The 19,585-nt window shown below is 70.9% G+C and carries 20 protein-coding genes and 1 riboswitch; of the genes, 14 read left to right on the top strand and 6 right to left on the bottom strand.

Annotation, left to right across the window (positions count from 1 at the left end; genetic code table 11):
• Positions 1 to 94: 94 nt before the first annotated feature.
• Entirely contained in the window at positions 95 to 1,090 is a 996-nt protein-coding gene (locus G472_RS0104855) for a glycosyltransferase family 61 protein (RefSeq protein WP_029007472.1), read from the top strand.
• Between the two features lie 234 nt (positions 1,091 to 1,324).
• Here G472_RS0104855 and G472_RS0104850 read toward each other — a convergent pair whose 3' ends face one another.
• The 6 genes from G472_RS0104850 to G472_RS31295 form a co-directional block, all read right to left on the bottom strand.
• On the bottom strand, positions 1,325 to 2,158 hold the full coding sequence (locus G472_RS0104850) for an ABC transporter permease subunit (RefSeq protein WP_029007471.1): 834 nt from the start codon (positions 2,156 to 2,158) through the stop codon (positions 1,325 to 1,327).
• Positions 2,155 to 3,177, bottom strand: coding sequence for an ABC transporter permease subunit (locus G472_RS0104845; RefSeq protein ID WP_084536447.1), 1,023 nt, complete (start codon positions 3,175 to 3,177; stop codon positions 2,155 to 2,157). The genes G472_RS0104850 and G472_RS0104845 overlap by 4 nt, the downstream gene beginning before the upstream one ends.
• A 13-nt stretch (positions 3,178 to 3,190) precedes the next feature.
• Positions 3,191 to 4,342 (bottom strand): ABC transporter ATP-binding protein, encoded by a 1,152-nt coding sequence (locus G472_RS0104840; protein ID WP_029007469.1) that lies wholly within the window; start codon positions 4,340 to 4,342, stop codon positions 3,191 to 3,193.
• A 108-nt stretch (positions 4,343 to 4,450) separates the two neighbouring features.
• Entirely contained in the window at positions 4,451 to 5,554 is a 1,104-nt protein-coding gene (locus G472_RS0104835) for a polyamine ABC transporter substrate-binding protein (protein WP_029007468.1), read from the bottom strand.
• 434 nt (positions 5,555 to 5,988) lie between these two features.
• Entirely contained in the window at positions 5,989 to 7,797 is a 1,809-nt protein-coding gene (atzF, locus tag G472_RS0104830; RefSeq protein WP_029007467.1) for an allophanate hydrolase, read from the bottom strand.
• Complete coding sequence (locus G472_RS31295; RefSeq protein WP_084536446.1) at positions 7,769 to 8,584, bottom strand: GntR family transcriptional regulator; 816 nt, start codon at positions 8,582 to 8,584, stop codon at positions 7,769 to 7,771. Before G472_RS31295 ends, atzF begins: the two co-directional genes overlap by 29 nt.
• Positions 8,585 to 8,954: 370 nt before the next feature.
• Here G472_RS31295 and G472_RS0104820 point away from each other — a divergent pair, with 370 nt between their 5' ends.
• The 13 genes from G472_RS0104820 to G472_RS0104760 all read left to right on the top strand — a co-directional run bounded on the left by G472_RS0104820 (position 8,955) and on the right by G472_RS0104760 (position 19,577).
• Entirely contained in the window at positions 8,955 to 10,082 is a 1,128-nt protein-coding gene (locus tag G472_RS0104820; protein WP_029007466.1) for a BMP family ABC transporter substrate-binding protein, read from the top strand.
• A 32-nt stretch (positions 10,083 to 10,114) separates the two neighbouring features.
• Entirely contained in the window at positions 10,115 to 11,167 is a 1,053-nt protein-coding gene (locus G472_RS31290) for an ABC transporter permease (RefSeq protein ID WP_051340433.1), read from the top strand.
• 3 nt (positions 11,168 to 11,170) lie between these two features.
• Positions 11,171 to 12,097, top strand: a complete 927-nt coding sequence (locus G472_RS0104810) for an ABC transporter permease (protein WP_029007465.1) — start codon at positions 11,171 to 11,173, stop codon at positions 12,095 to 12,097.
• A gap of 36 nt (positions 12,098 to 12,133) precedes the next feature.
• A complete protein-coding gene (biuH, locus tag G472_RS0104805; protein WP_029007464.1) occupies positions 12,134 to 12,817 on the top strand; it encodes a biuret amidohydrolase in 684 nt (227 codons plus the stop codon).
• Entirely contained in the window at positions 12,814 to 14,355 is a 1,542-nt protein-coding gene (locus G472_RS0104800; RefSeq protein ID WP_051340430.1) for an ABC transporter ATP-binding protein, read from the top strand. The genes biuH and G472_RS0104800 overlap by 4 nt, the downstream gene beginning before the upstream one ends.
• 12 nt (positions 14,356 to 14,367) lie before the next feature.
• On the top strand, positions 14,368 to 15,036 hold the full coding sequence (locus tag G472_RS0104795; protein WP_029007462.1) for a cysteine hydrolase family protein: 669 nt from the start codon (positions 14,368 to 14,370) through the stop codon (positions 15,034 to 15,036).
• Positions 15,036 to 15,380 (top strand): cupin domain-containing protein, encoded by a 345-nt coding sequence (locus G472_RS0104790; RefSeq protein ID WP_029007461.1) that lies wholly within the window; start codon positions 15,036 to 15,038, stop codon positions 15,378 to 15,380. The genes G472_RS0104795 and G472_RS0104790 overlap by 1 nt, the downstream gene beginning before the upstream one ends.
• 40 nt (positions 15,381 to 15,420) lie before the next feature.
• A complete protein-coding gene (locus G472_RS0104785; protein ID WP_211100137.1) occupies positions 15,421 to 15,813 on the top strand; it encodes a c-type cytochrome in 393 nt (130 codons plus the stop codon).
• Between the two features lie 135 nt (positions 15,814 to 15,948).
• Positions 15,949 to 16,215, top strand: a complete 267-nt coding sequence (locus tag G472_RS0104780) for a hypothetical protein (RefSeq protein ID WP_051340428.1) — start codon at positions 15,949 to 15,951, stop codon at positions 16,213 to 16,215.
• Between the two features lie 71 nt (positions 16,216 to 16,286).
• On the top strand, positions 16,287 to 16,661 hold the full coding sequence (locus G472_RS0104775) for a hypothetical protein (protein WP_029007458.1): 375 nt from the start codon (positions 16,287 to 16,289) through the stop codon (positions 16,659 to 16,661).
• 116 nt (positions 16,662 to 16,777) lie between these two features.
• A riboswitch (SAM riboswitch) is annotated at positions 16,778 to 16,856 on the top strand.
• A gap of 93 nt (positions 16,857 to 16,949) precedes the next feature.
• Complete coding sequence (locus tag G472_RS0104770; protein WP_035691074.1) at positions 16,950 to 17,945, top strand: aliphatic sulfonate ABC transporter substrate-binding protein; 996 nt, start codon at positions 16,950 to 16,952, stop codon at positions 17,943 to 17,945.
• 14 nt (positions 17,946 to 17,959) lie between these two features.
• Positions 17,960 to 18,799 (top strand): ABC transporter permease, encoded by an 840-nt coding sequence (locus tag G472_RS31285; protein WP_211100136.1) that lies wholly within the window; start codon positions 17,960 to 17,962, stop codon positions 18,797 to 18,799.
• A 4-nt stretch (positions 18,800 to 18,803) separates the two neighbouring features.
• Positions 18,804 to 19,577: an ABC transporter ATP-binding protein gene (locus G472_RS0104760; protein WP_029007456.1), complete on the top strand. Its 774-nt coding sequence runs from the start codon at positions 18,804 to 18,806 to the stop codon at positions 19,575 to 19,577.
• The last annotated feature ends 8 nt before the right edge of the window (positions 19,578 to 19,585 follow it).

Here is a 19,585-nt window from a genome sequence, read left to right as displayed (position 1 = left end):
GGGGCAGCCGGCAGGGAGAGCACAACCGGTGACGGCGCGCCGGGCGCAGGGTAGAACCGGAGGGCTACCCACACCGGCGGAGGCATGGATACCCGTGGCCACGATCATCACCGGCGTCGATCTGGAACACTATCTGGATTCCGGCGTCGGCGGCGCCCGCGGCCTGCGCACGGACGACGGCGCCACGGCGGCGGTGCACTTTGCGCAGGGCTGCGTCCTGCACAACCCGCTGACCTTTCCGGTGACGCGGGACCTGCACTGCTTCCCGGCCTTCGGCATCTTCGCACCCGCCAAATACGCCATGGTCGGCGCCCCGCCGCCCCCCGGCTTCGTGCAGGCGCTCGACCGGCCGGCACCGCCGGGGCGCTATTTCGCCATGGGCTGCTCCGACAACTACTTCCACTGGCTGGTGGACTTCCTGCCGCGGCTGGCGGTGCGCGCGCTGGTGCCCGACGGTGGCGAGCGGCGCGTCGTGCTGGACCGCCCGCCCTCGGGACGGGCGCTGGAGGCGCTCCAGGTGATGGTGCTGGGGCTCGGGCTCGACGGGTTCGACCTGTTCGTCGCCGGCGACGAATGGACCGACTACCCCGACCTGGTGGTGCCCCTGCCCGCCCGCGACCGGGCGGCGGCCCTGTGGGGCGTCGTGCTGGGCCGCACCCGCGCCCTGCTGCCGCCGGTGGAAGTAGCCCGTCGCCTGTTCGTGCGCCGCGGTACCACGGGACGGCGCACGCCGGTGAACGAGGACGAGGTGGCCAATGCCCTGGAGCCGCGCGGCTTCCGCAGCGTCGATCCGGGGGCCATGAGCTTCGTGGAGCAGGTGGCGCTGTTCGCCGGTGCCGACGTCATCGTCGGCGGCCATGGCGCGGCGTTCACGAACCTGCTGTTCGCGCCGGCGGACGCCACGGTGGTGGAACTGCGCGGCAGCGTGCGCCAGCCGTTCTTCGGCCGTCTCGCCGCCGGTCGGGGGATGCGCTACGCGGAGGTTCCCGGCGCCGACGTCCCCGGCAGCCACACGGCCGCACACCATTGCGATTATGCGGTGCCGGTGGCGGATCTGCTGGATCGGCTGGACGCCCTGGGCGTCCGGTGAGGGGTCGGGCGGCGCGCTAGCGGCGGTCGGCCGGATGCCGGCGGCGCGGCGCGAAAAGAGTGGCGAAGGGGTTCGCAAAACCCAGACGGATCATCGGAAACCAAAGGACGGTAAGCATGTCACGCCTCGTGCGCTGTTGACGATGCGTGAAGAATAGCAAAGATCCGTTCACGGTTCCAGGCGTCGCCGGGCGGCCATGCCGGGCACGCATGACCACCCGGAATCGGCAGCGGATTACCCCCCCTGCAACGCCATTTGCTCGTCCCTCTGCCTTTGCTTTTCCTGCCGGGCCATCAACAGGCTGGCGATGAAGATTCCGGTGGCGACCACCAGCACGATGATGGTCGCCAGCGCGTTGATCTGCGGACTGACGCCGAATTTCACCGACGAGAAGATCACCATGGGCAGCGTCGTGGAGCCCGGCCCGGACACGAAGCTGGCGATCACCAGGTCGTCCAGCGACAGGGTGAAGGCCAGCAGCCAGCCCGAGACGATGGCCGGCGCGATGATCGGCAGGGTGATCACGAAGAAGACCTTGGCCGGGCGGGCGCCCAGGTCCATGGCCGCCTCTTCCAGGCTTTCGTCCAGACTGACCAGGCGCGACTGCACGATCACCGCCACATAGGCCATGGAGAAGGTGGTGTGGGCGATGGTGATCGTGGTCACGCCCCGCCCCGCCGGCCAGCCGACGAGCTGTTCCATGGCCACGAACAACAGCAGCAGCGACAGGCCGGTGATCACCTCCGGCATCACCAGCGGCGCGGTGATCATGCCGCCGAACAGGGTGCGGCCGCGGAACCGCCCGAAGCGCACCATCGCCAGCCCCGCCATGGTGCCCAGGACGACCGCGAAGGTGGCCGAACTGGCGGCGATGCGCAGCGACAGCAGGGCCGCATCGATGAGCTGGTCGTTGCGCATCAGCTCGCCGTACCAGCGGGTGGAGAAGCCGCCCCACACCGTGACCAGCCGGCTGTCGTTGAACGAATAGAGGATGAGCAGCCCGATCGGCACGTACAGGAAGGCGTAGCCGAACCACAGCGCCCAGGCCAGGAAGCCGAACCGTTTCATCGCCGCGCCTCCGCATCCTGCTGGCGTCCCTGGACGTACTGGAAGACCATGATCGGCACCACCAGGAACATCAGCAGCGCGATGGCCACCGCGGACGCCACCGGCCAGTCGCGGTTGGCGAAGAATTCATTCCACAGGACGCGCCCGATCATCAGCGTGTCCGGGCCGCCCAGCAATTCGGGGATAACGAACTCGCCCACCGCCGGGATGAACACCAGCAGCGAGCCGGCGATGATCCCCGGCACCGACAGGGGCAGCGTGACGGTGAGGAACGCCTTCCACGGCCGGCAGCCCAGGTCCGCCGCGGCTTCCAGCAGCGAGCGGTCCATCCGCTCCAGCGTCGCGTACAGCGGCAGGATCATGAAGGGGAGATAGGTGTAGGTGATGCCGATGTAGACGGCGATGTCGCTGTACAGGATCTCGAAATGCTCGTCCACCAGGCCCAGGGCCGCCAGGGCGTTGGAGACGATGCCGTTGGCCTTCAGGATGCCGATCCAGGCGTACACCCTGATCAGGAAGGAGGTCCAGAACGGCAGCACCACCAGCATCATCAGCGGGCCGCGCAGGGACGGCCGCGCCTGCGCGATGGCGTAGGCCATGGGGTAGCCGATCAGCAGGCACAGCACGGTGGAGATGAAGGCCATCTTCACCGACGACAGATAGGCGACGATGTACAGGCTGTCGTCGAACAGGCGGAGGTAGCTGGTCAGCGTCAGGGTGATCTGCAGCTTCAGCTCCCCGAAATCCGGATCCTCCAGCCATTCCAGCAGCGCCGAATAGGGCGGCTGGGCGATCAGCGCCTCGGAGAAGCTGATGCGGAAGACGATCAGGAAGGGGATCAGGAAGAACAGCAGCAGCCACAGGTACGGCACCGCCACCACCACCCTGCGGCCCGACAGACCGACCCGGCGCAGCACCGCCGCCACCGCGCTCCCCCGGCCCGTCGGCGCGTCGGCCGGCGCCGCGGGCGGGCCGGCGCTCGTGCGGTCGTCACCGGCGGCGAAACCCTCCCGGCTCATGGGCGTCCTCCGCTCACTGGTTCAGCACGACGCCGGCGAAGGGCCGCCAGCTCAGGTACACCTCGTCCTCCCAGGTCACCGGCAGCTCGGTACGGCGGGTGACGTTGGGCATGGTGACGCGCACGGTCTTGCCGCCCGCCAGTTCCACCAGATAGATCGACATGTCGCCGAGGTAGGCGATCTCCCGCACCACGCCGCGGGTGACGTTGCGCCCGTCGGCGGCGGCGGGCGGCGGCTCCTTGGACAGGGCGATCTTCTCGGGCCGCACGGCCACCCACACCTGCGTTCCCAGCGGCGCCGGCACACCATGGTTGATGTAGAGGTCGCAGCCCGCCTCTTCGGAGCGGACCAGCACATGGTCCGGCTCGTCCTCCACCACACGGCCCTCGAACATGTTCACCGACCCGATGAACTCCGCCACGAACTTGGAGTTCGGGTATTCATAGATCTCCGAAGGCGTGCCGACCTGCTGGATGTAGCCCTGGTTCATCACGGCGATGCGGGTGGACATGGTCATCGCCTCCTCCTGGTCGTGGGTGACCACGACGAAGGTGACGCCCAGCTTCTCCTGGATGTTGACCAGCTCGAACTGGGTGCGCTCGCGCAGGCGGCGGTCCAGCGCGCCCAGCGGCTCGTCCAGCAACAGCAGCTTGGGCCGCTTGACCAGCGAGCGGGCGAGCGCCACGCGCTGGCGCTGGCCGCCGGACAACTGGTGCGGCCGCCGCTTGGCGAAGCGGCCGAGCTGCACCATGTCCAGCATCTCGGCCACCCGCTCGCGGATCTCGGCGCGCGGCACGCCGTCCTGCTTCAGGCCGAACGCCACGTTCTGCTCCACGCTCATGTGCGGGAACAGGGCGTAGGACTGGAACATCATGTTGACGGGACGCTCGTAGGGCGGAATGCCCGACATGTCGACACCGTCGATGAAGATCCTGCCCTCGCTCGGCGTCTCGAAACCGGCGAGCATGCGCAGCAGCGTCGTCTTGCCGGAGCCCGACCCGCCGAGCAGGGCGAAGAACTCTCCCCGGTAGATGTTCAGCGACACGTCGTCGACGGCGACGAAATCACCGAATCGCTTGGTCACCTTGTCGATGCGCACATAGGGGACGGCATCGGGATCCTGCCACGGCTCAAGGCGGGTCGGCTTGCGGATCGGCTGGGCCATGCCCGGCGTTCCTCACTGCTGAAGCGGGGGGTACACAGCGAAGCGCCCCGGCCGCCCGGGCAGTCGCGCGGGGGACCGGGGCGCCGGTTCAGGCCGGTTCGGACCGGGTTACTGCCCGGTCTTCACCTTGGTCCACAGGCGGGTGCGCATGCGCTCCACCGGCGGCTTGACGGCAACCAGGGAGAACAGCCGCTCCTTCTGGTCTTCGCGCGGGAAGATGGCGGGGTTGTTCTTCACCGCGTCCTCCAGGGAGGCCAGCGTCGCCGGCACGGCGTTGCCGTACATGACGAAGTTGGTGATGCCCACCATCGCCTCCGGCTGGAGGACGAAGTCGATCAGGGCGTGGGCGCCGTCCTTGTTGGGGGCATCGGCCGGGATCGCCAGCACGTCCCACCACACCTGGGCGCCTTCCTTCGGGATCACGTACTCCACCGTCACGCCGCTTTTGGCCTCCTCGGCGCGGGATTCCGCCTGCAGCACGTCGCCCGAATAGGCCATCACCACGCAGGCGTCGCCGCCGGCCAGCAGGTTGATGTTCTGCCCGGTCACGAACTGCTTCACGTAGGGGCGGATGGAGGTCAGCAGCGCCTCGGCCTTGTCGTGATCCTCCTTCTTCTCGGAGTTGGGATCGAGGCCGAGGTAGTGGAGCGCCGTGGGAATGACGTCGATGGCCGAGTCCATCAGGGTGATGCCGCAGGGCGCCAGCTTCTGCGCCACCTCCGGTTTGAAGATGAGGTCCCAGCTGTCGAGCGGCGCGTCGGGCATCAGCGCCTTGATCTTGTCCGGCAGGATGCCGATGCCGACGGTGCCGCCCAGGTACGGCACCAGGAAGCGGTTGCCGGGGTCGGCGCTTTCAAGCTGCTTCAGGACCTTGGGATCGACGTTCTTCAGGTTGGGCAGCTTGTCCTTGTCCAGCGGCGCCAGGATGTTGGCCTGGATCATGCGCGCACCGGTCGGCTGCACCGTCGGCACGATCACGTCGTAGCCGGAGCGGCCGACCAGCACCTTCTGCTCCAGCAGTTCCAGGCTGTCGTAGAGGTCGACGTTGGTCGGGTAGCCGCTCGCCGCGGTGAAGTCGGCGAGCGTCGTCTCGCCCAGGTAATCGTTCCAGATGTAAATGTTGACCGGCCGCTTGGTCTGCGCAACGGCCCCGCCGGCCAGCGCGGCGGCGACGGCGGCGCCGAGAACGCCGAGTGCGATTCGCTTCGTCATGAGATCCCCACCCAATGGTCGATCGCCAGGGGCGCCCGCGCCCTTCCGCACGGCTTACCCGCCGCGGGCGTTATTGCACCGCCCACCCCCCGGTTTGTCAACGAAAACGGGGAGGCGGACGGGGATTCGGATGACACGGCGAGGTGGCGGCGAGGCTTTTGAAGATGTGGTCACTCCATGCTGCGGCCGTACGCCGGGCGCACGGAGAGGCACCCCCGAAAGGATCGTCGCTTGTACCGGGCGTGTTGCCCGGGGAGCAAGCGCGCCCCGGGTTGCACGGACTTGACCGGATTGCACGGATTGACAGTCGTGCTTCGGCTCCGCGTGCGTTCGATCACCGATCGGCACGATCGATCCGTGTCATCCGATCCGAAATCCGTGCAATCCGCGTCCAAATTGCCGGCATAGAAGCCATTGCCCGGGAGGCGCGGCGCTCACCGTGCAAGCCACGCCCGCCAGCCGCCGTAGGCGGTGATGTCCTCCGCCCCGGCGGCGGCGCAGGCTTCGCACAGGAAGCCCTGGACGGTGCCGCCATCCTCCAGCTCCAGGGTGCCTATGCCCAGCGGTGCGGGGATGCCCGCCACCAGCTCGCCGAAGCCGGCGGCGGGCATTTCCCACACCTCCACCTCGATGGCGCCACCCTCGCCCGTACGCACCAGCCCCGGACGCGCCGGACGGGTGCCCGGCAGGGCGTACAGGCGGTAGGCCGACGACGTACGGGTGCTGCGCACCAGCCGCCCGCCGCGCGCCGTCAGCTCGTGGTTCAGGGGCAGGCCGGTCATGTGGGCGCCCACCACGGCCACGCGCACCCGCCCGCGCCGCGGCCCCGGCTCGGGTGCCGGCTCCGGCGGAGCCTGCGGCACGCCCGTGGCGCCCAGCGGCAGGCCGGTCGCCTCGTGAAAGGCGGCGGCGATGCCCAGCACCTGCGGCTCGGCGAAGGCGGGGGCGGCCAGGGTGATGCCGAAGGGCAGCCCGTCGGGCTGGAAGCCCGAGGGCACCGCCACGCCGCACAGATCCAGCAGGTTCATGAAATTGGTGTAAGTGCCGAGGTTGCTGTTGAGACGCACCGGCTCCGCCTCCACCTCGGCGATGGTGTAGATGGTGCCGGCGGTCGGGGTCAGCAGCACGTCGGCCCGCCGCCACACCGGGGCGACGGCGCGCGCCAGCTCGCGCAGGCGGTAGTCGGCGCGGAACGCCTCGACGGCGGAGCGTGCGCCGCCCGCCTCGATGATGGCGCGGACCACGGGGTGGCCGACACCGGGATGGGCCGCCAGGAAGTCGCCCACCGCCGCCGTCCGCTCGGCCACCCGGGGGCCTTCGTAGAGCAGGCGCGCCGCCTCCAGGAAGGGGGCGAAGTCCACCGCCACGGCGGTCCCGCCCAGCGCCTTCAGGCGGGCGATGGCGTCGACGAACAGGCGCGGCGTGTGCTGGTTGCCGAAGAACTGGAGCTGGTCGGGCAGTGGCACCGCGAAGCGGAAGGGGGCCGGGCGCACCGGGGACAGGTCCACCCGGTCGGCCTCGGGGCGGGAGAAGGCGTCGTGGGCGTCGTAGCCGGCGGCCACCGCCCCCACCGCGGCGGCGTCGGCCACGGTCAGGGCGAAGACGCTGACGCAATCCAGGGATCGGCAGGCCGGGACCACGCCGCGGGTGCTCAGCAGACCGCAGGTGGGCTTCAGGCCGACGATGTTGTTGAAGGCCGCCGGCACCCGGCCGGACCCGGCGGTGTCGGTGCCCAGGGCGAAGCTGACCAGCCCCGCCGCCACCGCCACCGCCGACCCCGACGAGGAGCCGCCGGACACGTACGCGGGATCGAAGCTGTTGCGCACCGCCCCGAAGGGCGAGCGCACACCCACCAGCCCGGTGGCGAACTGGTCCAGGTTGGTCTTGCCCACGAACAGGGCGCCGGCCGCGGTCAGGCGCTGCACCACCGCCGCGGACTCCCGCGGTTCGTAGGCGAACTCCGGGCAGGCGGCGGTGGTGCGCAGCCCGGCCACGTCGATGTTGTCCTTGACGGCGAAGGGAATGCCGTACAGGGGCAATTCCGCCGGGGAACGGGCGGCCAGCGCCTCGGCGGCGGTCAGCACGGCCACCTCGCTCTCACGCGCGATCCACACCGCGTCGTCGCCATAGGCGGCGATGCGGTTCAGCACCGATTCCGCGACCGCCCGCGGCGTCACGGCACCGCTCAGATAGCGGGCGCGCAGGCTGGCGATATCAAGGCTGTCGCGGTGCGAAAAGCCCATGGGGGTCCTCCTCGTCGGCGGTGCGGTTCGGTTTATCGGCGGTGTCGGGGAACGGGCGGTCGATGGTCGCGGCGGCGGTGCGCGTCGCCACCACCTCGGCCGAGGCGACGCTGACGATGCGCACATGGGCGCGCATGGCGCGCGCCGCGCCGTCGCCGTCGCCGCACAGGATGGCGCGGACCACCTGGTCGTGCTCGGCCCAGGAGTTGGCCAGCCGGCCGAGCGCGTGGAAGGAGACGCGGCGGAACGCGGCGACGCGGCGGCGGGCTGCCAGCACCGTCTCCTCCAGTTCACCGTTGTGGGCGCCGCGGTAAAGGGCGGTGTGGAAGTGACGGTTGACCCCTTCGTACCCTTCGCGGTCGCCGGAGCGCACCAGGGCGGCGGAGTCCCGGTGCAGCGTCTCCAGAGCCAGCCGTTCGCGGGCGGTCATGCGCTCGGCCGCGAGGCGGGCGCACACCGCCTCCAGTTCGGCCATGACCTCGAACATCTGGTGCAGGCGGTCCTCGCCGATGGCGGCAACGGCGGCGCCGCGGTTGGGCTGGTGTTCGACCAGGCCGGTGGCGGCCAGCAGGCGCAGGGCCTCGCGCACCGGCGTGCGCGATACCCGGAAGCGCCGGGCCAGTTCCTGCTCCTCCAGCCGCGTGCCGGGCGGCAGGCGGCCGTCGACGATGTCATCGGCCAGCCGCTGGACGAGGTCGTCGACCAGCGTGCCCCGGGCACGCCCGTCAACCGGCGTGCCAGAGGCACGGGGTGCCCGTGCCGCCGGCCGTCCCTCTCCCTTCGTCATCGCGCCATCCATCCCGATGCCCCGTCCCCGTGGTTGCCGCAGGTCGGGCGATCACAATGCATACACCGTTCCAGTTGCCCGAACGCCGTTTAATATCATTATATATCAAGCATTTGAGTTCACATCACAGAGATGCCGGAGCTACACCCCGTCTGGTTGTGCGTAATTCTTAATCATCGTGCACGAAGATGCCGACATATTAAGCAGCTCAGGCGTCGCTGTTCTCCGTCGATGGACCGCCGCTCGGCCTATGATGATTTCAAATCAAATGCTTATGCGTTCGCCGCCGGCATGGCATGCGGCTTGCTGATTGTGTGCACGACCGAACCGGCGCCGCCGACGGCGCGACACGAAGGGGGAATTGAACACCATGGCCGCTCCGCACCGCCTTTCCCGACGCACCCTGCTGCACACCGTGTCCGCCGCCGGCGCTTTGGGCGTCCTGGGCTCCGCGCTGCCGTGGCGGCCGGCGCTGGCGAAGGACCTGGTGGTCGGCTTCGTCTACGTCGGACCGCGCGACGATTTCGGCTACAACCAGGCCCACGCCGAAGGCGCCGCGGCCGTCCGTGCACTGCCCGGCGTCAAGGTTCTGGAAGAGGAGAAGGTTCCGGAAACCGTCGACGTCGAGAAGAGCATGGAAAGCATGATCGCGCTCGACGGCGCCAGACTGCTGTTCCCGACCTCCTTCGGCTATTTCGACCCGCATGTGCTGAAGGTGGCGAAGAAGCACAGCAGCCTGACCTTCCTGCACTGCGGCGGCCTGTGGACGGAGGGCAAGCACCCGGCCAACGTCGGCTCCTACTTCGGCTACATCGACGAGGCGCAGTACCTCTCGGGCATCGTCGCCGCCCACACCAGCAAGACGAAGAAGCTGGGCTTCGTCGCGGCCAAGCCGATCCCGCAGGTGCTGCGCAACATCAACTCCTTCACACTTGGTGCGCGTTCGGTCGACCCGGCGGTGACCACGGCGGTGATCTTCACCGGCGACTGGTCCATGCCGGTGAAGGAGGCGGAGGCCGCCAACAGCCTGATCGACCAGGGCGTCGACGTGGTCACCTGCCACGTCGACAGCCCCAAGGTGGTGGTGGAGACCGCCGAGCGCCGCGGCATCTTCTGCACCGGCTACCACGCCAGCCAGGCGGCGCTGGCGCCCAAGGGCTACCTGACCGGGGCGGAGTGGAACTGGGCCAAGGTCTACACCGACTACGTCACCCTGGTGCTGGCCGGCAAGACCGTTCCCAACCTGGTGCGCGGCGGCCTGAAGGAAGGGGTGGTCAAGACCTCCGCCTACGGTCCGGCCGTCTCCGACGCCGCCCGCGCCAACGCCGACGCGGTGAAGGCGCAGTTCATGGACGGCTCCTTCGTCATCTACAAGGGCCCGCTGAAGGACAACAAGGGCAACACCGTCATCGCCGCCGGGGAGGCGCAGGGCCAGACGGACATCGCGCTGGAATCCATGAACTACCTGGTCGAGGGCGTGACCGGCAGCATCGGGTAAGGCACCACCGCTCCCCCGACGAGGACACCGCCATGCCCCTCGACCGCGTCCTTCCCACCCTGGCGGCGCTGGCCGTCTCGATGGTGCTGTTCGGCCTGTTCGTCCTGGCGGTCGGCGTCGACCCGCTGGAAACCTATGCGCTGATGTACACGGGCGCCTTCGGCTCCTGGTTCTCGTGGCAGAACACGCTGACGCGGGCCGCCCCGCTGATCCTGACGGCCCTGTGCACCGCCCTGCCGGCCCGCCTCGGCCTGGTGGTGATCGGCGGCGAGGGGGCGCTGGTGCTGGGCGGGCTGGCGGCGGTGGCGACCGCCCTGGCGCTGGACGGGCTGCCGCCGCCGGTGGTCTATGGCGCCATGGGGCTGGCGGGCATGGCGGCGGGCGGGGCGCTGATCGGATTCGCCGGGGCGCTGCGCCACGGCCGCGGCGTCAATGAGACCATCGCCTCGCTGCTGCTCACCTACATCGCCATCGCGGTGATGAAGCAGTTGGTGGAAGGGCCCATGAAGGACCCGGCCAGCCTGAACAAGCCGTCCACCGCCCCCGTTCCCGACGCCTATCTGGTGGGCACCCTGCCGGGCATGGACGTCCACTGGGGGTTGGCGCTGGGCGTGCTGTTCGCGCTGGCCGCCTGGGTGCTGATGACCCGCACCACCTTCGGCTTCGCCGCCCGCATGGTCGGCGGCAACCCCCGCGCGGCGCGGATGGCCGGGTTGCCGGTGGGCACCCTGCTGGTCGTCACCTGCGCGCTGGGCGGTGCCGCCGCCGGCCTGGCGGGGGTGATGGAGGTGGCGGCGGTGCACGGGCGGGCCAACGCGTCGATGGTGGCCGGCTACGGCTTCACCGGCATCCTCGTGGCCTTCCTGGCCCGCCAGAACCCGCTGGCGGTCATCCCCGTGGCCATCCTGTTCGGCGGAATCGGCGCCAGCGGCGGCCTGCTGCAACGCCGGCTGGACCTGCCGGACGCGGCGGTGCTGGTGCTCCAGGGGATCATCTTCGTCACCTTGCTGGCCGGCGAGGGGTTGCAGGGGCGCCTCCCGTCGCTCCGCCGCGCGCCGCCGGCCGCCCGCCCGCAGGAGGCTTGAGTCATGGATGATGGAGGTCTGGGCTGGTGGGGGGTGCCGCTGGCGGTGCTCGCCGGGGCCATCCGGGTGTCGACGCCCTTCCTGTTCGTCAGCCTGGGCGAATGCCTGACGGAAAAGAGCGGGCGCATCAATCTGGGCCTGGAAGGCACGCTGGTGATGGGCGCCATGAGCGGCTACGCCGTCGCCTACGGCACCGGCAACCCGTGGGCCGGCGTGCTGGTCGCCGGTCTCGCGGGCACCGTCTTCGGGGTGCTGCACGCCGCCATCTGCTCGCTGGAGCGGGTGAACGACATCGCCGTGGGCATCGCGCTGATGCTGCTGGGCACCGGCCTTGCCTTCTTCCTGGGCAAACCCTTCATCCAGCCGCAGGCGCCGCAGTTGCCCTCGCTGGCGCTGGGCTGGTGGAGCGACGTGCCGCAGGTGCAGTCGGCCCTGCGCATCAACGCCCTGTTCCTGGCGGGGCTGCTGCTGGCGCCGCTGCTGGTGTGGGCGTTGCGCTGCACCCGCTGGGGCATGGTGGTGCGCATCGTCGGCGAAAGCGCCGAGGCGGCCCGCGCCATGGGCTACCCGGTCAACGCCGTGCGCATGGCGGCGACGGCGACCGGCGGCTTCCTGGCGGGGGTCGGCGGCTCGTTCCTGTCGCTCTACTATCCCGGAAGCTGGAACGAAGGGCTGTCCAGCGGCCAGGGCATCACCGCCGTGGCCCTGGTCATCTTCGCCCGCTGGGATCCGATGCTGTGCTTCTACGCCGCCCTGCTGTTCGGCGGCGCCGGGGCGCTGGGGCCGGCGCTGCAATCGGTGGGCGTGACCCAGGGCTATTACCTGCTGAACGCCGCCCCGTACATCCTGACGCTCGCCATCATGATCGCGACCTCCTCCTCGCGCCACCGCCTGGCCGGCGCGCCGGCGGAGCTGAGCGTCACCCGCTGACCGCCACCGACGACGCAACGGAAGGGAGTTTCCGGCATGACCGAGCGCTTCATCCCCGCCGACCCCTACCCCTGGCCCTACAACGGCGACCTGCGGCCGGACAACACGGCGCTGATCGTCATCGACATGCAGACCGACTTCTGCGGCAAGGGCGGTTACGTGGACTGCATGGGCTACGACCTGGAGCTGACCCGCGCCCCCATCGAGCCGATCCGGCGGGTGCTGGCGGCCATGCGGGCCAAGGGCTATCACGTGCTGCACACCCGCGAAGGGCACCGGCCCGACCTGTCGGACCTGCCGGCCAACAAGCGCTGGCGCTCCCGCCGCATCGGCGCCGGCATCGGCGACCCCGGCCCGTGCGGGCGCATCCTGGTGCGCGGCGAGCCGGGGTGGGAGATCATCCCCGAACTGGCCCCCCTGCCCGGCGAGCCCGTCATCGACAAGCCCGGCAAGGGCAGCTTCTGCGCCACCGACCTGGAGCTGATCCTCAACACCCGCGGCATCCGCAACATCGTGCTGACCGGCATCACCACCGACGTCTGCGTCCACACCACCATGCGAGAAGCCAACGACCGCGGCTTCGAATGCCTGCTGCTGGAGGATTGCTGCGGCGCCACCGACCCCGGCAACCACGCCGCCGCGGTGGCGATGGTGAAGATGCAGGGCGGGGTGTTCGGGTCGGTCAGCGATTCCGCCGCCTTCACCGGGCACCTGCCATGAACGTGCTGACCCGCGTGGTGCCGCCCGAGGTGACGGCTCCCGGCGTCGAGGCGATCGCCATGACGAAGCGCTTCGGCGGCTTCACCGCCCTGGACGGCGTCAGCGTGCGCATCCGGCCGGCCACCGTGCACGCCCTGCTGGGCGAGAACGGCGCCGGCAAGAGCACGCTGGTCAAGTGCATCATGGGATTCCACCGGCCGGACGAGGGCAGCATCGTCATCGGCGACCGCGAGGTGGAGATCGACAACCCCCGCACCGCCCAGCGCCACGGGCTGGGGATGGTCTACCAGCACTTCACCCTGGTGCCGCGCATGACGGTGCTGGAGAACCTGGTGATGGCGCGGGCCGACGTGCCGGCGGTCATCGACTGGGCGAAGGAGCGGCGGGACCTGGCGGCCTTCCTGGACACCATGCCCTTCCGCATCCCCGTGGATTCGCCCGTGGCGGCGCTGGCGGCGGGCGACCGGCAGAAGGCGGAGATCGTCAAGCAGCTCTACCTGAAGGCACGCTTCCTGATCCTGGACGAGCCGACCTCCGTCCTCACCCCGGCCGAGGCCGACGAGATCCTCGGGCTGATCCGCGCCATGGCGCTGGACGGCCGGCTGACGGTGCTGATCATCACCCACAAGTTCCGCGAGGTCATGGCCTTCGCCGACGAGGTGACGGTGCTGCGCCGCGGCCGGGCCGTGGGGTCCGGCCCGGTCAGCGGCCACACCCCCGACAGCCTCGCCCGCCTGATGGTGGGGGAGGCCGCGGTGGCCGCCCCGGCGCCTCGCGCCGCGGCACCGGCCGGTGCGGTGCGCCTGGCGGTGGAGGGGCTGCGGGCGGACGACGACACCGGCATGCCCGCGGTGCGCGGCCTCGACCTTCAGGTGCGCGCCGGCGAGATCGTCGGGGTGGCCGGCGTGTCCGGCAACGGCCAGGTGGAGCTGGTGCAGGTGCTGGCCGGCCAGCGCCCGGCCGTGGCCGGCACCGTGCGGGTGAACGGCCAGCCCTACGGCGCCACCCGCGCCGAGGCGCGCCGCCACCGCGTGTTCTGCCTGCCGGAGGAGCCGTTGCGCTCCGCCTGCGTGCCCGGCATGAGCGTGGCCGAGAACATGGCGTTCCGGGTGTTCGACCGGCCGCCCTTCGCCGCCGGCGGCTGGTGGCTGAAGCGCGGCGCCATGCGCCGGGCGGCGGAGGCGCTGATCGCCCGCTACCGCGTTAAGACGACGTCGCCCGACGCGCCCATAGCCACCCTGTCCGGCGGCAACGTGCAGCGCGCCGTGCTGGCGCGGGAGCTGTCGGGCGAGGTGGACGTGCTGGTCGCCGCCAACCCGGTGTTCGGCCTGGACTTCGCGGCGGTGGCGGACATCCACGCGCAGATCGTGGACGCGCGCAACCGCGGCACCGCGGTGCTGCTGGTCAGCGAGGACCTGGACGAACTGCTGGAGCTGTCGGACCGCCTGGTGGTGATGTTCCGCGGCGCCATCGTCCACGAAACCGCCACGGCCGCCGCCGACCTCACCACCATCGGCCGCTGCATGGCCGGCCACTGAGGAGACCCGCCCTTGCCCACCGTCGCCGCCCTTCCCTTCGACTACGCCTTCCCCATGGCCGGGGTGGCGCTGGTGGTCATCGACATGCAGCGCGACTTCCTGGAGCCCGGCGGCTTCGGCGCGGCGCTGGGCAACGACGTGGCGCTCCTCGCCCCGGCGGTGGCGCCGGCGCGCGCCCTGCTGGACGGCTTCCGCGCCCGCGGCCTGCCGATCATCCACACCCGCGAGGCCCACCGCCCCGACCTGTCCGACTGCCCGCCGGCCAAGCGCCGGCGCGGGACGCCCGCCCTGCGCATCGGCGACCCCGGACCGATGGGCCGCATCCTGGTGGCCGGCGAGCCCGGCAGCGCCATCATCCCCGAACTGGCGCCGCTGCCCGGCGAGACGGTCATCGACAAGCCCGGCAAGGGCGCCTTCCACGCCACCGGCCTGTCGGACATCCTGGCCCGGCTGGGCGTCACCCACCTGGTGTTCGCCGGCGTCACCACCGAGGTCTGCGTCCAGACGACCATGCGCGAGGCCAACGACCGCGGCTTCGACTGCCTGCTGGCCGAGGACGCGACCGAGAGCTACGTCCCCGCGTTCAAGGCCGCCACCCTGGCGATGATCCGCGCCCAGGGCGCCATCGTCGGCTGGACGGCGCCGTCCGCCGCCGTTCTCGCCGCCCTGGAGTCCGCCTGATGCCCGACGCCGCGCTTCCCGTCCTGTCCCTGCTGCCCGGCGACCTGCCGCCCCTGGTGTGGGAGCCGTTCCGCGAGGGCATCGCGGTGAGCTGGATCTACCGCACCGGCGCCGGCGGCCCGGCCGCCGCCTTCCTGCGCTACGATCCCGGCGCCGCCGCACCCCACCACGTCCACGACGGGTACGAGCACATCCTGGTGCTGGAAGGCAGCCAGGAGGACGCCCGCGGCCGCTACCCCGCCGGCAGCTTCGTGGTCAACCCGCCGGGCACCGGCCACACGGTGTCCAGCCCCGAAGGCTGCCTGGTGCTGATCGTCTGGGAGCGGCCGGTTCGGTTCGTCTGAGGGTCCGGGAACAGGGCGGGTGCGGGAGCGTTGCCGGGGCATGGTCCCACGCCCGATGGAGGCGCCACCCGTGCTCCGCGTCCTATCCGCCCTGCTCGTGCTGGCGCTGGCCGCCTGCGACCGGGAGACGCCGGTGCAGCAGCGCATCGCCGGCGCCGACCCGGACCGGGGGGCGGCGCTGATCCGCTCCTACGGCTGTCTGACCTGCCACACCGTGCCGGGGGTGCCCGGTCCGCGCGGCGTCGTCGGCCCGCCGCTGGACCGGTTCGCCCACCGCTCCCTGATCGCCGGGATCGTCGCCAACCAGCCGGACACGCTGGTGCGCTGGATCATGGACCCGCCGTCCTTCGCCCCGCAGACGGGCATGCCCGCCATGGGGATCTCCATGCAGGAGGCGGAGCACATCGCCGCCTACCTCTACACCCTGCGGTGACCCGTTCCGGCCCGGGCCGTTTCGCCGTTTGTCCCACCCCTCGCGCGCCCGCGGCGGTGACCGGCCACGCCCGCCGTGCCATACTGCGGCCGGTCCCCCTTGGTGTCTTCCCGCACCCCGCCGCCGATGGCCGTCATGCCCCGTGTCCTGTCGCTGCTCCTCCTGCTCCCGCCGCTCGCCCTCGCCGCCGCCCTGCCGGCGGTTGCGGCCAGCGTCTCCGCCGCCCAGGCGGAGGCCAAGGAGGCCGCCCGCGGCGGCAACTGCACGCCCACCAAGGTGGAGGTGCTGCGCTACGCCGTCGGCCGCCAGTCGGAAACCGTGTTCAAGGTGAACTGCTCGGAAGACAAGGAGGCGTTCGTCCTCGTGCAGTGCCGCTCGCGCACCTGCACGCTGCTGCGCTGACCACATTCATCCGATGTTAACCGGCCCCGCCTGCAATGAGGGGCGACCGTCCCGCCCGTGATGGAGGCCCCATGGCACCGCTTCGCCGTTTCGCCCGGATCGGCCTGTTGCTGCCGCTGCTGGCGGCGTGCGAATCCGTGCCGCCGGTGGTGGTGGCGGGAACGGCCGCGGCCAGCGCCGTGTCGCTGACCTCCACCAAGAAGACGCTGGTCGACCACGCCGCGTCCACCCTGACCGGCATGGACTGTTCCTTCATCGGCTTGCAGGAGCACGGGCGGTACTGCCACCGGCCGATGGTGGTCGACCGCTCGCAGGTCTATTGCTACCGCACGCTGGCGGATGTGGACTGCCACCACATCCCCGACCCCTTCCGCAACGGCCAGACCGCGCTCGCCAGCCCGCCGCCGAACCTGAAGCCGGCGGCGGAGCGCGGTCTGTTCGACTGACGGCGCCCCGGACCCCTCCCAGCCCTGCCCTGCCCGCGCCCCGCACCGGCCAAGAATTTACAGATTGTTTCAGTTATACATTTTCGCGTTGACGGAATTCTACAATGTGATTAGAAGAGGTTTCACGCGCCGATTTGAGCAAACAGCTTGCGGGCGCGCTACAAATGCAGCTAAAGCGATGGGCGTCCGCCCAGCCGCCGGGCTGCGGCGGGCGAAGTCCTTCCCCGCCTCCCGCCACATACGACCGGCCGCCGATGTTGCGGCCGGCCCCGCCGGAGGTTTGTCATCATGCCCCTGCTCCTGTCCCGCCGCGCCCTGCTTGCGGCCGCCCTCGCCTCCGGGATCGCCGCCGCCGCCGGCGTGCTGCCGGGTGCGGCCCTGGCCGCCGGCACGCCGTCCGAGGTGCGCCTCGACTACGCCTATTACAACCCGGTCTCGCTGGTCCTGAAGGAGAAGGGCTGGCTGGAGGAGGAGCTGAAGAAGGACGGCATCGCCGTGCGATGGGTGCTCAGCCTCGGGTCGAACAAGGCGCTGGAGTTCCTCAACGCCGGGGGCATCGACTTCGGCTCCACCGCCGGTGCGGCGGCGCTGATCGCCCGCATCAACGGCAACCCGATCAAGTCGGTCTATGTCTATTCCAAGCCGGAATGGACGGCGCTGGTCACCCGCCCCGGCACGGGCATCGCCTCGGTGGCCGACCTCCGGGGCAAGCGCATCGCGGTCACCCGCGGCACCGATCCCCACATCTTCCTGGTCCGCGCCCTGGCCGAGGCGGGCCTGAGCGACCGCGACGTCAAGCTGGTGCTGCTCCAGCACCAGGACGGCCGGCTGGCCCTGGAGAACGGCAACGTCGACGCCTGGGCCGGGCTGGACCCGATGATGGCGCAGGCGGAGCTGGACCTGGGCGCCACCCTGTTCCACCGCAACGCCGGCGCCAACACCTGGGGCATCCTGAACGTGCGCGAGGCGTTCGCGGCGGAGCATCCGGAGCTGGTCGGCCGCGTGCTGGCGGCGTACGAGCGCGCCCGCGCCCACGCGCTGGCCAACCCGGGCGAGCTGAAGGCCATCCTGGCCGCCGCCGCCCGCCAGCCGGAGCCGGTGATCGCCCGCCAGTTGGAGCGCACCGATCTGACCCACGCCGCCATCGGCGCGGAGCAGGAGCGCACCATCGTCGAGGCCGGTCTGGCCCTGCAGCAGGCCGGCGTTCTGCCCGCCGACGCCGACGTCAAGGGGGCCGCGGCGGCGCTGATCGACCCGTCCTTCAGCCGCGCCCCGGCGCGTTAAGGGGGGGACGGGCGGTGACGATCATCAGCGCCGGCGGCGGCGCGCAGGACATCGCGGAGCGGCCCGTTCGGCGCGGCCGGCTGACCGGCGCCGTGCCGACGGCCTTCGTCGGGCTGATCGTCCCCGCCGTCCTGGCGCTGGGCTGGGAGGCGGCGGTCGCCCTGGGCTGGTCGCAGGGCCGGCTGATGCCGCCGCCGAGCCGCATCCTCGCCACCCTGTGGGACCTGGCGCAATCGGGCGACCTGTTGGTGCACGTCCTGGCCACCCTGTGGCGGGTTGGGGCGGGCTTCCTGTTCGGCGTGCTGGCCGGCACGGCGCTGGGGGCGCTGACCGGCTATCTCACCGCGGCGCGCCGCCTGCTCGACCCCACGTTCCAGGCCCTGCGCAGCATCCCGTCCATCGCCTGGGTGCCGCTGTTCATCCTGTGGTTCGGCATCTTCGAGACGTCGAAGGTGATCCTGATCGCGGTCGGCGTCTTCTTCCCCGTCTATCTCGCCACGTCCGGCGCCATCATGGGCGTCGACCGCAAGCTGGTGGAGGTCGGGCGCATCTTCCGCCTGTCCGGGCCGCAACTGGTGTGGCGGGTGCTGCTGCCGGCCACCCTGCCCGCCTATCTGATCGCCCTGCGCACGGGCCTGGGGCTGGGCTGGATGTTCGTGGTGGCGGCGGAGTTCATGGGGGCCAGCGAGGGGCTGGGATTCCTGCTGGTGGACGGGCAGATGACCGGCCAGCCGCAGATCATCCTGGCGGCCATCGTCGCCTTCGCCGTGCTGGGCAAGCTGACCGACGGGCTGCTCGCCGCCGCGTCGCGCCCGCTCCTGCGCTGGCAGGACGGTTTCAGGCCGGAGGGATGAGGCCATGCTGACCATCGAGTCCCTGTCCAAGCGCTACCCCAACGGCCACCTCGCCCTGACCGGCATCGACCTGACGGTGCGCCCCGGCGAGATCCTGGGCGTCGTCGGCGGCTCCGGCTGCGGCAAGAGCACGCTGCTGCGCATCGTTTCCGGGCTGGAGGCGGCCACGACGGGCCGTGTGACCCTCAACGGCACGGCCGTCACCGCGCCGCGGGAGGAGATCGGCTTCGTGTTCCAGGAGCCGCGGCTGATGCCGTGGCTGAGCGTGCGCGACAACGTCGCCTTCGGCATCCGCCACCTGCCCCGGGCGGAGCAGGCGGCGCGCACGGAGGAGGCGCTGCGCCGGGTCGGCCTGATCGACTTCGCCGGCGCCTGGCCGCGCCAGTTGTCCGGCGGCATGGCCCAGCGGGCCGCGCTGGCCCGCGCGCTGGTCGGCCGCCCGTCGGTCATGCTGCTGGACGAGCCGTTCAGCGCGCTGGATGCGTTGACACGCTACGACCTTCAGGACCACCTTCTGCACCTGTGGTCGTTCGAGCGGCCGACGATGATCCTCGTCACCCACGACATCGAGGAGGCGCTGGTGCTCTGCGACCGGATCGTCGTCATGCAGCCGGGGCCGGGGCGGGTGCAGACCATCGCCACGCCGCCCCTCTCCCGCCCGCGCGACCGCGCCGACCCGCTCTTCGAGGACTGGAAGCACCGCCTGCTGGGCGAACTGAGCCGGTCCTTCCGGGAGCGCCACAGCGGCGACGAGGCTTTCCCGGCCGCCGCCATATAGAAAGAAAG

The organism is Azospirillum halopraeferens DSM 3675 (genome assembly GCF_000429625.1).
Classification (GTDB): domain Bacteria; phylum Pseudomonadota; class Alphaproteobacteria; order Azospirillales; family Azospirillaceae; genus Azospirillum; species Azospirillum halopraeferens.
Note: the sequence above shows the minus strand (reverse complement) of the source record. Positions and strands in the feature narration are given on the sequence as shown.

Bases quoted from the DNA above. Each gene is read 5' to 3' on its own strand.
- atzF (WP_029007467.1), bottom strand. From the start codon at position 7,797: ATGGGCTTTTCGCACCGCGACAGCCTTGATATCGCCAGCCTGCGCGCC.
- G472_RS0104845 (WP_084536447.1), bottom strand. From the start codon at position 3,177: ATGAGCCGGGAGGGTTTCGCCGCCGGTGACGACCGCACGAGCGCCGGC.
- G472_RS0104800 (WP_051340430.1), top strand. From the start codon at position 12,814: ATGAACGTGCTGACCCGCGTGGTGCCGCCCGAGGTGACGGCTCCCGGC.
- G472_RS0104775 (WP_029007458.1), top strand. From the start codon at position 16,287: ATGGCACCGCTTCGCCGTTTCGCCCGGATCGGCCTGTTGCTGCCGCTG.
- G472_RS0104770 (WP_035691074.1), top strand. From the start codon at position 16,950: ATGCCCCTGCTCCTGTCCCGCCGCGCCCTGCTTGCGGCCGCCCTCGCC.
- G472_RS0104820 (WP_029007466.1), top strand. From the start codon at position 8,955: ATGGCCGCTCCGCACCGCCTTTCCCGACGCACCCTGCTGCACACCGTG.
- G472_RS0104835 (WP_029007468.1), bottom strand. From the start codon at position 5,554: ATGACGAAGCGAATCGCACTCGGCGTTCTCGGCGCCGCCGTCGCCGCC.
- biuH (WP_029007464.1), top strand. From the start codon at position 12,134: ATGACCGAGCGCTTCATCCCCGCCGACCCCTACCCCTGGCCCTACAAC.
- G472_RS0104790 (WP_029007461.1), top strand. From the start codon at position 15,036: ATGCCCGACGCCGCGCTTCCCGTCCTGTCCCTGCTGCCCGGCGACCTG.
- G472_RS0104780 (WP_051340428.1), top strand. From the start codon at position 15,949: ATGCCCCGTGTCCTGTCGCTGCTCCTCCTGCTCCCGCCGCTCGCCCTC.
- G472_RS31295 (WP_084536446.1), bottom strand. From the start codon at position 8,584: ATGACGAAGGGAGAGGGACGGCCGGCGGCACGGGCACCCCGTGCCTCT.
- G472_RS0104785 (WP_211100137.1), top strand. From the start codon at position 15,421: ATGGTCCCACGCCCGATGGAGGCGCCACCCGTGCTCCGCGTCCTATCC.
- G472_RS0104810 (WP_029007465.1), top strand. From the start codon at position 11,171: ATGGATGATGGAGGTCTGGGCTGGTGGGGGGTGCCGCTGGCGGTGCTC.
- G472_RS0104760 (WP_029007456.1), top strand. From the start codon at position 18,804: ATGCTGACCATCGAGTCCCTGTCCAAGCGCTACCCCAACGGCCACCTC.
- G472_RS0104840 (WP_029007469.1), bottom strand. From the start codon at position 4,342: ATGGCCCAGCCGATCCGCAAGCCGACCCGCCTTGAGCCGTGGCAGGAT.
- G472_RS31290 (WP_051340433.1), top strand. From the start codon at position 10,115: ATGCCCCTCGACCGCGTCCTTCCCACCCTGGCGGCGCTGGCCGTCTCG.
- G472_RS0104850 (WP_029007471.1), bottom strand. From the start codon at position 2,158: ATGAAACGGTTCGGCTTCCTGGCCTGGGCGCTGTGGTTCGGCTACGCC.